Source organism: Paucibacter sp. TC2R-5, assembly GCF_025717605.1.
In the GTDB taxonomy this organism is placed as follows: domain Bacteria; phylum Pseudomonadota; class Gammaproteobacteria; order Burkholderiales; family Burkholderiaceae_C; genus Paucibacter_A; species Paucibacter_A albus.
Genome location: NZ_JAJIRQ010000002.1, coordinates 647394 through 660299, shown reverse-complemented (window position 1 = coordinate 660299; position 12906 = coordinate 647394). Strand labels below are relative to the sequence as shown.

Sequence of the window (12906 nt, the reverse complement as noted above, 5' to 3'; positions counted from 1 at the left end):
CGATGCCGGCTAGCTCTGGTCAACGCTCGCTGTTTGGCGAGATCCTCGATTGGATGCTGGCGCCGCTGCTGCTGATCTGGCCGATCAGCGTCGCGCTGACCTGGCTGGTCGCGCAAGGGATTGCCAGCAAGCCCTATGACCGCGAGCTGGGCGAGATGGCGCGCACGCTGGGCCTGCAGGTCGCCGCGGCGGACCCCGCCCCGCGCGGCGGGCGGCCTAAATACGCCTTGGCGCCGGAAGCCGCTGCGCTGCTGCGTGCCGATGAAACCGACACGGTGTTCTATCAGGTGCTGGGCCTGAAAGGCGAGTTGCTGAGCGGTGATGCGGCGCTGCCGGTGCCGCCCGACGACGAGGTGATCGTGCCCTGGGAATTGCATTTCAGGGACGATGAAATTGGCAACGAAGCTGTGCGCGTGGCTTATATCTGGGTGGCGCCCGAGGGCATGGCCGGCTCGACCAAGACCATGCTGGTGCAGGTGGCGGAGACCTTGGGCAAACGCTCGCGCCTGACCAACGAAATCATCAAGGGCGTGATCCTGCCGCAGTTCGTGATCCTGCCGCTGGCGGTCTTGCTGGTCTGGCTGGCGCTGGCGCGCGGCATTGCGCCCTTGAATGAATTGCAGCGCCGCATCCGCTCGCGCGACAGCTCCGACCTGAGCCCGATTGACGAGCTGCGCATCCCCGATGAGGTGGCCCCGCTGGTGCGGGCGATCAATGATTTGTTGGCGCGGCTGGATCAGTCGATCAGCAGCCAAAAGCATTTTCTGGCCGACGCGGCGCACCAGCTGAAGACGCCGCTCGCCGGCCTGCGCGCGCAAGCCGAGTTCGCTCAAGCGCAGATCGACGAGGGGCATAGTGAGCCGGCCGAGCTGAAGCGCTCGCTGCAGCAGATCTCGCTCAGCAGCCAGCGCGCCGCGCATATGGTCAACCAGCTGCTGGCGATGGCGCGGGCCGAGGACAAAGAACATGCGGCGCGGCGCAGCGAGGTCAATCTGGCCGAACTGGCGATCGAGACGGTGCGCGACTTTGTCCCGCGCGCGCTCGATAAGCGCATTGATCTGGGCTATGAGGGGCCATCCGAAGAGCAATGCGGGCTGCGCGTACTCGGCCACCCGCTGTTGATTCGCGAGCTGATCCGCAATCTGGTGGACAACGCGCTGCTCTACACGCCGACGAGCGGCACCGTCACCGTGCGCGTGGTCGAAGACCCGTTCGGCCAGGTCAGCGTCTTGCAGGTGGAAGACACCGGGCCGGGCATTCCCGAGTCGGAACGCGAGAAGGTCTTCCAGCCTTTTTACCGCGCCTTGGGCACCAATGTGGACGGCTCAGGGCTGGGCCTGGCCATCGTTCGCGAGATCGCCGGCCAGCATGAGGCCGAAGTCAGCCTGGATGACACGCGCCAGCGCCGGCCGGGTCATGTCGATGCCGCGGGCCAGGGGCCCGGTGCGCGGTTCACGGTGCGTTTTCAGGCTCATCCCATTGAGCTTAGCTAGAGCCTGCGCCGAGCGACCAGGCTCATCCCATTGAGCTTAGCTAGAGCCTGCGCTGAGCGAACAGGCTCATCCCATTGAGCCCACAAGCTAGAGCCTGCGGCGCTGAACTAGGCTTAGCGGCTGAGAACTTTTGTAGCGAGCGGTCGTCAGGCTAGGCGGACGGAGCGCAGAAACCGGAACGTACTCCCTGTACGAGAGGATTTCGAGCACCCGGCCAACGACGCATGGCGGTCGCGCAGTAAAAAGTTCTCTGCCGCTCAAGACTGATTGAAGCGCCGGCTCTTGGCGATCGACATCAGCATCCCCAAACTGATGCCCAGCATCACCATCGCCGTGCCGCCATAACTGATGAAAGGCAGGGGCACGCCCACGACCGGCAAGATGCCGCTGACCATGCCCATATTGACGAAGACATAGGTGAAAAAGCTCATCGTCACCGCGCCCGCCATCAGGCGCGCGAACATGGTCGGCGCGCTCGAGGCGATCAGCAGCCCGCGCAATATCAGGGCCGAAAACCCCGCCAGCAAGGCCATCGCGCCGACCAGGCCGAACTCCTCGCCGAAGGCTGCAAATATGAAGTCGGTGGTGCGCTCGGGGATGAACTCCAGATGGGTTTGCGTGCCTTGCATAAAGCCCTTGCCGGTGATGCCGCCGGAGCCGATCGCGATACCGCCCTGGATGATGTGAAAGCCCTTGCCCAGCGGGTCTTTGGTCGGGTCCAGCAATGTGCAGACGCGGTTCTTTTGGTACTCACGCAGCACCGGCCAGGTCACGTCGGGCTGGCAGATGGCGTCTTCGCTCATGATCAGCGCCGTGACGGCCGCTGCACCGAGCACAAAGGCCGGCAGGATCAAGCGCCAGGACAGGCCGGCAAAGAAAATCACATAGATGCCGGCCGCCGCGACCAGGATGGCGGTGCCCAAATCGGGCTGTTTGGCCACCAGGGCTACCGGCAGCAAGAGCAAGACAAAGGCGGCGATGAAGTCGGCCAGACGCAGCGCCCCTTCGCGCTTTTGGAACCACCAGGCCAGCATCAGCGGCGTGGCAATCTTCAGCAACTCCGAAGGTTGGATGACGATGCCTATATTGAGCCAGCGGGTCGCCCCTTTTTTGCTGATGCCGAACAGCGCCGTCGCCAGCAACAGCGCCATGCCCACGGTGTAAAGCGGTATCGCCAGCGCCATCAAGCGCTGCGGCGGCAGCTGCGCCACCAGGAACATGACCCCGAAAGCCAGCAGCATATTGCGGCCATGGTCGACGAATCGGGTGCCGTGATCGAAACCTGCCGAGTACATCGATATCAAGCCAATGCCGGCCAGCCAAGCGATGGCCAGCAGCAGCGGAATGTCAAAGCCGGCGAACATCGGTTTGAGGTGCTGCCAAAGACTGGGCTTTTTGAAAACGTCGGTCATCGCGAAGCTCCGGATGCGGGCGGCTGGACAGCGGCTCTTGGGGCACTGGCCGGCCGAAGGGCTGGCCTGCTGGCTGCGGATGCGGCCGGCGTGCTCGCTATCGCCGGAACTGCCGAAGCTGCTGAAGCGGAAGGCATGGGGGCAGACGCAGAAGCAGAAGAACCAGCAGCCGAGGCGGAGGCCGCCGAAGCTGCCGCCGCTACATCGGCCGCATTGCCCGGCAGCGGGATCTCGGTCGCCAGGCGCGGCTTGCCGACCGGTGCGGTGGTCTTGCCTTGCTGGGTCAGGGCGATGTCTTCTTCGCTCGGGTATTGCCCCATCAGCACAAAGTCGAACAGGCGCCGGGCGATAGGCGCGGCCGAGGTGGAGCCGAAACCGGCGTTCTCGACGATCACCGCCACCGCGATCGTCGGCGCTTCGATAGGCGCGAAGGCGACGTAGAGCGAATGGTCGCGCTTGCGTTCATCGGCCTTGATGTCTTTGTACTTTTCGCCGGCACGCAAGCCCACCGCTTGCGCGGTGCCGGTCTTACCGCCGCTCTTGTAGCCGGCGCCGGCAAACACAGCGCGCGAGGTGCCTTCCACCGTCACACCATGCATAGCATTCAAAATCACATCGACCTGTTCGGGCCTGAGCGGCAAGGGCGTCATCGCGTCACTGGCGACGCGGCGCTGTTCATGTTTGACGACGTCCTGAATCTCGCGCACCAAGCGCGGCTTGTAGCGCAGGCCGGCGGAGGACAGCGTCGAGGTGGCCGTGGCCAGTTGCAGCATGGTGAAGTTGTTGTAACCCTGGCCGATACCCAGCGAAATCGTCTCACCGGCATACCATTTTTGCTGCTCGGGCTTTTTAAAGCGGGTGCGCTTCCAGGCGGTGGACGGCAGATCACCGGTCAGCTCGCCGATCAGGTCGATGCCGGTCTTGCGGCCAAAGCCGAACGGTTCCAACTCGTCATGAATCAGGTCCACGCCCATCTCATTGGCCAGGCTGTAGAAATAGACATTGCTGGAACTGACGATGGCCAAACGCATGTCTTTAGGGCCGGGCCGGTCCACCTCGGGGCTGCCGAAGGTGCGGCCGCCGAAGCTGTAGGTGAGGTTGTCCTGGATGATCAGGCTGGGCGAACGCTTGCCCGAGTTCAGGGCCGCCATCGCCATAAAGGGCTTGAAGGTGGAGCCCGGCGGATAGGTGCCACGCATCGCCCGGTTCAACAAAGGTTTGTCGATGTTCTCGTTCAGCTCGCGCCAGTTGTCGGCGTCGATGCCATCGACAAACAAGTTAGGGTCAAAGGTCGGCTTGGACACAAAGGCCAGCACCTCACCATTGCGCGGGTCAATCGCCACCAGCGCGCCGCGCCGGTCCTTGTACAACTCCTCGACCAGCGCTTGCAGGCGGATGTCGATCGACAGCACCAAGGTGTTGCCCGGCGTGGGTGGCTTGTGGGCGAGCCGGCGCACGGCGCGCCCGCCGGCACTGGTCTCCAACTGCTCGAAGCCGGTGATGCCGTGCAGCTCGCGCTCATAAGCCTGTTCCAGGCCCAGCTTGCCGATGTACTCGGTGCCGCGGTAATTGGCGAAGTCTTCTTCCTCCCAATCATCCATGGCCTTCTTCTCGGCCTGGTTGATGCGGCCGATATAGCCGATCAAATGCGCGCCGACCTCACCCAGCGGGTAGTTGCGGAACAGCCGCGCCTTGATCTCGACGCCGGGGAAGCGAAAGCGCTGCGCGGTGAACTTGGCGACTTCGGTGTCACTGAGCTTGGTGCGAATCGGCAGCGACTCGAAGTTCTTGCTCTCGCTCATCAGGCGCTTGAGGCGCTTGCGGTCGCGCGGCTGGATCTCGATCAGCTGGGCCAGCGCGTCGATGGTGCCGTCTAGATCATCGACCTTGGCCGGCGTGATCTCCAGCGTGTAGGCGGAGTAGTTACTGGCCAGCACGACGCCATTGCGGTCCTTGATCAGGCCCCGGTTGGGCACGATGGGGACGATGGTGGTGCGATTGGACTCGGCGCGGTCGAGCAAATTGTCATGTTGCGTGACCTGCAAAAACAGCAAGCGGGCCGTCAACAGGCCAAAGCACAAGAGCACAAACAAGCCGGCCGCGACCAAGCGCAAGCGAAAGCCGCCCAGCTCTTGCTGGATGTTCTTCATCACCGTCATGTCGGGAGCCCTGAGCCGCTCACAAGGGGATTCACAAGGGCACTCACAGGGGGCGATTGGCGTCGCGATCCGGCGCCCGCCGCTGCGGCGCCAGCAGCAAGACGGTGGCCAGCGGCCACAGCATCGCCTCGAACAGCGGGGCCAAAGCCAGCTGCCAGCCCGGCCACATGCCGCCCACCACCATGCGCACCAGCAGCGACACCGCATGGGCCGCCATGAACAGGGGCAGAACATGGAAGGCCTGCGTCACCAGCCCAAAGCCGGGCAGGCGGCGGTGCAGGCTGACCGCCGCGTAGCTGAGCAGGCTGTAGGCCAGCGCATGCTGACCGAGCAAGGCGCCATGGTGAACGTCCACCAGCAAACCGAAGGCAAAGGCCCAGCTCACACCAATGCGGCGCGGCTGGTGCACGCCCCAGAACACCAGCACCACGGCCAGCAAATCGGGCATCGCGGGCGAACGGCCGATCGGCACCATATCGACCATCAGCGCCAGGATCAAACTGAGGCCAATAAAGAGCGGATTGGCCGGCATCAAGAGCTGGCCGGAGCCACGCGGCATGATCATTTCGAGCCTCCTTTGGCCGCCGCCGCTGCGGCCTTGCGCGCGCTCTTGCTGGCCGCCGCAGAAGCTGCATCGGCGGCTGCCGCCGCAGCGGCTTCGGCCTGTGCCGCCTCATGCTGGGCCAGCGGCTGCAGGACCAAGACATGGCGGGCGCTGTCGGCCTGCGCGATGGGTTGCAGGCCGACGCTGGCAAAGCTGGTATCGCCGCGCCGCTCGACTAAGCTGACGCGCGCGACCGGCAGGCCGGGTGGGTAGACACCGTCAAGGCCAGACGTTACCAAAACGTCGCCCTCTTTGACGTCGGCATTGGCGGCCAGAAAGCGCAGCTCCATGCCATTGCCATCGCTGCGCCCAAATGCCGCGTTACGTTGCTGGGTGCGCGAGTTCAAGACCGGAATCGCCGCATCCTTGTCGTTCAGCAAGGTCACCTCGGCGCTGAGACCGTAAACCCTGGTGACCTGACCGAGCACGCCCTTGTCATTGATGACCGGCGCGCCCGGCTGCACGCCATGCCGGCTGCCCCGGTCGATGACGACGCGGCGCGAATAGGGGTCGGTCGCCTCGTACAGCACCTCGGCCGAGACCGAGCTGACCTGCACGGCAGGGCGCAGCTCCAGCAAGGCGCGCAAGCGCTGGTTCTCGGCCTGCAGCTGCTCGGCGCGGCTCAGGCGTTCGGCCTGTTGCACTAGCTGGCGTCGTGCCAGGTTCTCGGCCTCGCGCGCGCTCTCGGTGCCGCGCAGATAGTCTTGCAGCGTTTCCCAAGCGTCCACCGGTGCCAGCAAGAGGGTCTGCAAGGGTTGCAAAGCCAAGGCCATGCTGGCCCGCGCCGGCGCGGTCAACTTGAAACGCGCATCGGCCACCATCAAAAACAGCGCCAGCGCCGCGCACAGCAGCAGCTTCGTCAGCGCCGAAGCGCCTTGACGAAAGAACGGAGGGGTGTCGCGATCAAAGGGGCCGAGGGACATGGCGCTTCAGGACGTTTCGATTCGACATAAGCAGTCTCACGGGCCGTAGCGAGCGGAGGCTTGGCTAGGCGGCCGGAGCACAGCAACCGGAACGTACTTCCTGTACGTGAGGATTGCGCGCACCGCCCAACGACGCCAGGCCTTCGCGCAGTAGGCCTTCGCCCATTACTCGTAGGTGAAGATGGAACCCAGGCGCTCCATGCGCTCCAAGGCCATGCCGCAACCGCGTACCACGCAAGTCAGCGGGTCTTCGGCGACCAAGACCGGCAGACCGGTTTCCTCGGCCAGCAAGCGGTCCAGATCGCGCAGCAGCGCGCCGCCGCCGGTCAGCATCATGCCGCGCTCGGCGATGTCGGCGCCCAACTCCGGAGGCGTCTGCTCCAAGGCGTTCTTGACGGCGGAGACAATCTGATTGAGCGGGTCGGTCAGCGCTTCCAGGATTTCGTTGCTGGAAATCGTGAAGCTGCGCGGCACGCCTTCGGCCAGATTGCGGCCCTTGACTTCGATTTCCTTGACCTCGGAGCCGGGGAAGGCGCTGCCTATGGTCTTCTTGATCATTTCGGCGGTGGGCTCACCGATCAACATGCCGTAGTTGCGGCGGATGTAGTTGATGATGGCCTCGTCGAACTTGTCGCCGCCGACCCGCACGCTGCCCTTGTAGACCATGCCGCCCAGCGAAATCACGCCGACTTCGGTCGTGCCGCCGCCGATGTCAACCACCATAGAGCCCGAGGCTTCGCTGACCGGCAAGCCGGCGCCGATCGCGGCCGCCATCGGCTCTTCGATCAGAAACACCTGCGAGGCACCGGCGCCGAGCGCCGATTCGCGGATCGCGCGGCGCTCCACCTGGGTCGAGCCGCAGGGCACGCAGATGATGATGCGCGGGCTGGGGCGCAGCATCTTCGAGTCGTGCACCATCTTGATGAACTGCTTGAGCATCTGCTCGGTGACGGTGAAGTCGGCGATCACGCCGTCTTTCATCGGGCGGATCGCCTCGATATTGCCCGGCACCTTGCCCAGCATGGCCTTGGCTTCACTGCCGACGGCCTGGATGGTTTTCTTGCCATTGGGGCCGCCTTCGTGGCGGATCGAAACGACCGAGGGCTCGTCCAGCACGATGCCTTTGCCGCGGACGTAAATCAGCGTGTTGGCAGTGCCCAAGTCAATGGCGAGGTCGGTGGAGAAATAGCGGCGCAGGGAGGCGAACATGATATTTTTTAAGGCGCTGGGCTTGGCATCTGAGCCCTTGGGCTGGAGATCGCCGGCACATCACGCTTGAAGCGTTGATCGGGGCTGTTGGTGGTGAGCCAGTGCGGGATAAGGGTGGTGAAACAGAAAAACTTGGCTTCGCCATATGCAGCGAGGCTGCCTGAGCCTGTACGGCACTCAAAAGTACCGCTTAGCTTGCGCAGCCCCGTTGCAATGGAGATAAGCATAGATAATAACTGATCACCCTCTATTTCTTCATAGCGCGGGCCCTTTGTTCTTAGACTTGGGGCTTTGTTTTTTGCCACTCACCCCCTTTGGTTTGCCATGGCCCTGACCCCACAAGACGTAAGCCGTATCGCCAATTTGGCCCGGCTGGAACTGCATGAGGCCGAAAGCGCCGCCCTGCTGGGCCAGCTCAATGGCTTCTTTTCCATCGTCGAACAAATGAGCGCGGTGGACACCAGCGGCGTTGAGCCGCTCTACACGCCGCTGTCTGCGGTGCAAGAAGTGAGCTTGCGCCTGCGCGAAGACCTGGTCACGGAGACAAATCAACGTGAGCTGAATCAGCGCAGCGCGCCCGCCGTCGAGGACGGCCTGTTCCTGGTGCCCAAGGTGATCGAATAATGACAACGACGACAAATAAAGCATTGCATGATTTGGGTGTGGCCGATTTGAGCCGCGCCCTGGCCGCCAAGCAGCTCAGCAGCGTCGAATTGACGCAGCATTTGCTGGCGCGGGTGAAGCAGCACGAAGGCCTGGGTTGCTTCTTGCACACCGATGCCGACGCTTCGCTGGCCGCCGCGACGGCCGCCGACGCGCGCCGCGCGGCCGGTGACGGTGCTGCGCTGCTGGGCGTGCCGCTGGCGCACAAGGACATCTTCGTCACCAAAGACATGCCGACCACGGCCGGCTCCAAGATCCTTAAGTCTTACCGCAGCCCGTTTGATGCAACCGTGCTGGAGCGGCTATTTGCGGCCGGCACGATCTCACTGGGCAAGCTCAACTGCGATGAATTCGCGATGGGCTCGGCGAATGAGAACTCGGCGTTTGGCCCCGTGGCCAACCCCTGGGACCATGGCCGCGTACCAGGCGGCTCCTCGGGCGGCTCGGCCGCAGCCGTGGCGGCCCGCCTGGTGCCCGCCACGACCGGCACCGACACGGGGGGCTCCATCCGCCAACCAGCCAGCTTCACCGGCATCAGCGGCATCAAGCCGACCTATGGCGTGTGCAGCCGTTTCGGCATGATCGCGTTTGCGTCCAGCCTCGACCAAGCCGGCCCGATGGCCCGCTCGGCCGAAGACTGCGCCATGCTGCTGTCGGCGATGAGCGGCTTCGATGAGCGTGACGCCACCAGCGTGCAGCGCCCGCCCCAAGACTTCCACACACAAATGTTGCAAGCACGGCCCGGCGCCACTGCGGCACAGCCACTCAAAGGCCTGCGCATCGGCTTGCCCGTCGAGTTCTTTCCGGCGGCCTTGGCGGCCGACGTCAACGGCGCCGTGCGCGCCGGTCTGGCGGAACTGGAAAAGCTCGGCGCCACGCTGGTCGACGTCAGCCTGCCGCGCACCGAGTTGGCGATTCCGGTTTACTACATCATTGCGCCGGCCGAGGCCAGCTCGAACCTGAGCCGCTTCGATGGCGTGCGGTTTGGCCATCGCGCCGCCCAGTACGACGATTTGCTGGACATGTACAAAAAGACCCGTGCCGAAGGCTTCGGGCCCGAGGTCAAGCGCCGCATCATGATTGGCAGCTACGTCTTGTCTCACGGTTATTACGACGCCTACTACCTGCAGGCGCAAAAGCTGCGCCGCATGATTGCCGACGACTTCCAGCGCTGCTTCACGCAATGCGATCTGATCGCCGGCCCGGTCGCACCGACCGTCGCCTGGAAGCATGGCGAAGGCGCCGATGACCCGGTCAAGGCCTATCTGGCCGACATCTTCACCCTGCCCGGCTCCTTGGCCGGCCTGCCCGGCATGAGCGTGCCGGTCGGTTTCGGCGAGGGCGGCATGCCTGTGGGCTTGCAGCTACTCGGCAACTATTTCCAGGAGGGTCAGCTCTTGCATGCGGCCCATGCCTTGCAACAAGCGACCGACTGGCACCTGGCTGCCCCGGCGGGAATCTGAATATGAGCAGCAGCAGTAGCAACAGCAAACTTATTCGCGGCTATGAGGTCGTGATCGGTCTGGAAAACCATGTCCAACTGTCGACCCAGTCGAAAATTTTCAGCGGCTCCTCGACCGCTTTTGGCGCCGCGCCGAACACGCAGGCCTCGCCGGTCGATCTGGCCCTGCCGGGCACGCTGCCGGTCTTGAACCGTGGCGCGGTCGAGCGGGCGATCCGCTTCGGTCTGGCGGTCGGCGCCAAGGTCGCACCGCTGTCGATTTTTGCACGCAAGAACTATTTCTACCCCGATCTGCCCAAGGGTTATCAGATCAGCCAGTACGAAATCCCGGTCGTGCAGGGTGGCAAACTGGAGTTCTTTGTCGGCGACGTCAAGCACGTGGTCAACCTGACTCGCGCCCACCTCGAAGAAGACGCGGGCAAGAGCTTGCACGAGGACTATCACGGCCTGACCGGCATCGACCTGAACCGCGCCGGCACGCCGCTGCTGGAGATCGTCTCCGAGCCCGAAATGCGCAGCGCGGCGGAAGCCGCCGAGTACGCCAAGACCCTGCACGCGCTGGTGGTGTGGTTGGGCATTTGCGACGGCAATATGCAGGAAGGCTCCTTCCGCTGCGACGTCAATGTGTCGGTGCGCCGCCCCGGCGAGCCTTACGGCACGCGCCGCGAGATCAAGAACCTGAACAGCTTCCGCTACATCTTGCAGGCGGTGGACTATGAGGTGAATTGGCAGATTGACGAGTTGGAAGACGGCCGCGCGATCCAGCAGGCCACGATTCTGTTCAACCCCGACACGGGCGAAACACGGTCCATGCGCAGCAAGGAAGACGCGGCCGATTACCGCTACTTCCCCGACCCGGATCTACCACCACTCCTGATCGCTAACGAGTGGATCGAGCGGGTACGCAGCGAGATGCCGGAGCTGCCCGAGCCCATGGCCAAGCGCTTCCAGAGCGAGTTTGGTCTGCCTGCCTACGACGCGGCCATGATGACGCAGAGCAAGGACTTTGGCGCCTTCTTCGAGACGGCGGCCAAGGCCTGCGGACAGCCCAAACTGGTCGCCAACTGGCTGATGGGCGAGTTCGCCCGCCGGCTCAATAGCGAAGACCGGCCGCTATCGAGCAGCCCGGTCGACGCCGCAACCTTGGCTGCCCTGATCGCGCGCATCAGCGACGGCACGATCTCGAACAATGGCGCGCGTCAATTGTTTGAAGCGCTGTGGACCGGACCTGCGCAAACGGTCGATGCGCTGATCGAATCCATGGGCTTGAAGCAGATGAGCGATAACACCGAGTTAGAGCGCATCCTCGACGAGGTTTTGGCGGCCAATCCGAAATCGGTCGAAGAGTTCCGCGCCGGCAAGGAGAAGGCTTTCAATGCGCTGGTCGGTCAGGCGATGAAAGCCACCAAGGGCAAGGCGAACCCGACGGCGGTGAATGAGTTGCTGAAGAAAAAGCTCGAAGGCTGATTGAGTTCAACGGGGGGCGGATGCTGCGGCGTCCGCCGGCCCATTGCCCGAGTTGCCCGAGTTGCCCAGGCTGCCCGGTGCAGCACCGGCCCACAGCCGCTTCAAACGCTGCAATTCGAGGTCGTAGCGGCTCCCGATGCGCACCAACTCGGCTTTCTGATTCTCGATCAGCTGCTTTTGGGCGTCGACGGCGGCGTCATTCGCGTCCATCTGCTGCTTGAGCTTGGCCGGCAAGGGCTTGCCCTTGTAAAACTCGGCTTCGTCCATCAAGGGTTTGCGCTCCAATGCCAGATCCTTGACACGGCGTTCCGAGATCAGCCGCGCCTTGTTGGCGTCATCCAGCGAGCTGGCCCGGGCGCGCTGATGCGCGGCTTCATCCGGGTAGCGCATCATCAAGTTGCGATCACGCCGTACAGCGTCCAGTTGCGCCAAGCGCTCGGCCGCCAACTTGCGCTCACGCGCCTCATGCGCGGCGCGCTGCTCCGGCGACATCGCTGCCGGCAGCACCGAACGCAGCGAACCATCGGCATTCAAGACCCGCTGCTCCACCGCACTGCAATCACTGATCGGCCGATCCGAGGTCAGGCGCCGGCCGTCGGCCGTCGTGCAAGTGTAGATGCCGGGCTTGGAGGTGCTCGTGGCCGCCTGCGCCCAGGCCAAGCCGGGCGCCAGCATCAGCATCAGGACGGAGGCGGTGAGTTTGCCCATCAGACCCCGTAACGATCTCGGTAAGCCTGCACAGCAGCAGCATGGGCGGTGACCCGCACGTCGCTGGTGGTCTTCAAGAATTCCAACAAATCACTCAGGCCTGCGATGGCAATCACCGGCAAGTGCAATTGTTCGGTCACATATTGCACCGCCGACTTGGGGCTGTCGACGCCGTTCTCGACGGCCTTTTCCTGCCGGTCGAGCGCGATGGTGACGCCGCAAGGCGTGGCGCCGGCAGCCGTGATCATCGCGATAGATTCGCGCACCGAGGTGCCGGCGGAGATGACGTCATCAATGATCAAGACACGACCCTGGACGGGCGCACCAACCAGGGTGCCGCCTTCGCCATGATCCTTGGCTTCCTTGCGGTTGTAGGCGAATGGCTTGTTATGGCCGAGTCGCGCCAGCTCGATTGACAAGGCTGCAGCCAGCGTGATGCCTTTGTAGGCAGGGCCGAAAATCATGTCGAACTGCAAGCCGGAGGCGATCAGGCGCTGCGCATAAAACTGCGCCAGCCGGCCCAGCTTGGCGCCATCGTCAAACAGGCCGGCGTTGAAAAAATACGGGCTCAGGCGGCCGGCCTTGGTTTTGAACTCGCCGAAGCGAAGCACACCGGCTTCAACCGCGAAGGCAACGAATTCTTGGGCAAGTGGCTCGGGCGTTTTAGCTGTCGTCATGGGCTGCTCAGGCGGGTTCTTTCGAAACATTGTAGGGGCCAAAAAAAGCCCGATCCTCGCTGAAGGATCGGGCTTTGCACAAGCGCCTAATCAGTTGGGGCGGGAGCTTGCGGGGTACCGCAAGGTCCA

General features: G+C 63.7%; 11 protein-coding genes. 4 read left to right on the top strand and 7 right to left on the bottom strand.

The annotated features are described in order from the left end of the window. Positions 1-2: 2 nt before the first annotated feature. Positions 3-1493, top strand: coding sequence for a sensor histidine kinase (locus tag LNV08_RS06690; RefSeq protein ID WP_263532890.1), 1491 nt, complete (start codon positions 3-5; stop codon positions 1491-1493). 257 nt (positions 1494-1750) lie between these two features. Here LNV08_RS06690 and rodA read toward each other — a convergent pair whose 3' ends face one another. The 5 genes from rodA to LNV08_RS06665 form a co-directional block, all read right to left on the bottom strand. Continuing rightward, complete coding sequence (gene rodA / locus LNV08_RS06685; protein ID WP_263532889.1) at positions 1751-2905, bottom strand: rod shape-determining protein RodA; 1155 nt, start codon at positions 2903-2905, stop codon at positions 1751-1753. After that, positions 2902-5064 carry a penicillin-binding protein 2 gene (gene mrdA / locus LNV08_RS06680; protein WP_263532888.1) on the bottom strand — a complete coding sequence of 721 codons (2163 nt, stop codon included), beginning with the start codon at positions 5062-5064 and terminating at the stop codon, positions 2902-2904. The genes rodA and mrdA overlap by 4 nt, the downstream gene beginning before the upstream one ends. Positions 5065-5107: 43 nt before the next feature. Beyond that, positions 5108-5629, bottom strand: coding sequence for a rod shape-determining protein MreD (gene mreD / locus LNV08_RS06675; protein WP_263532887.1), 522 nt, complete (start codon positions 5627-5629; stop codon positions 5108-5110). Next, positions 5626-6591 carry a rod shape-determining protein MreC gene (gene mreC, locus LNV08_RS06670; protein WP_263532886.1) on the bottom strand — a complete coding sequence of 322 codons (966 nt, stop codon included), beginning with the start codon at positions 6589-6591 and terminating at the stop codon, positions 5626-5628. Before mreC ends, mreD begins: the two co-directional genes overlap by 4 nt. Positions 6592-6756: 165 nt before the next feature. Further along, positions 6757-7800, bottom strand: coding sequence for a rod shape-determining protein (locus tag LNV08_RS06665; RefSeq protein ID WP_263532885.1), 1044 nt, complete (start codon positions 7798-7800; stop codon positions 6757-6759). Between the two features lie 324 nt (positions 7801-8124). Here LNV08_RS06665 and gatC point away from each other — a divergent pair, with 324 nt between their 5' ends. From gatC to gatB, 3 genes are read left to right on the top strand one after another with little or no spacing between them, the layout of a single operon-like run. Then, a complete protein-coding gene (gene gatC / locus LNV08_RS06660) occupies positions 8125-8424 on the top strand; it encodes an Asp-tRNA(Asn)/Glu-tRNA(Gln) amidotransferase subunit GatC (protein ID WP_263532884.1) in 300 nt (99 codons plus the stop codon). Then, entirely contained in the window at positions 8424-9926 is a 1503-nt protein-coding gene (gene gatA / locus LNV08_RS06655) for an Asp-tRNA(Asn)/Glu-tRNA(Gln) amidotransferase subunit GatA (protein ID WP_263532883.1), read from the top strand. Before gatC ends, gatA begins: the two co-directional genes overlap by 1 nt. Positions 9927-9928: 2 nt before the next feature. Further along, positions 9929-11392 (top strand): Asp-tRNA(Asn)/Glu-tRNA(Gln) amidotransferase subunit GatB, encoded by a 1464-nt coding sequence (gene gatB / locus LNV08_RS06650; protein ID WP_263532882.1) that lies wholly within the window; start codon positions 9929-9931, stop codon positions 11390-11392. A gap of 6 nt (positions 11393-11398) precedes the next feature. Here the strand turns inward: gatB and LNV08_RS06645 are convergent, their stop codons facing one another. Beyond that, positions 11399-12100, bottom strand: a complete 702-nt coding sequence (locus tag LNV08_RS06645; RefSeq protein WP_263532881.1) for a hypothetical protein — start codon at positions 12098-12100, stop codon at positions 11399-11401. Continuing rightward, positions 12100-12777 carry an orotate phosphoribosyltransferase gene (gene pyrE / locus LNV08_RS06640; RefSeq protein ID WP_263532880.1) on the bottom strand — a complete coding sequence of 226 codons (678 nt, stop codon included), beginning with the start codon at positions 12775-12777 and terminating at the stop codon, positions 12100-12102. Before pyrE ends, LNV08_RS06645 begins: the two co-directional genes overlap by 1 nt. Between the last annotated feature and the right edge of the window lie 129 nt (positions 12778-12906).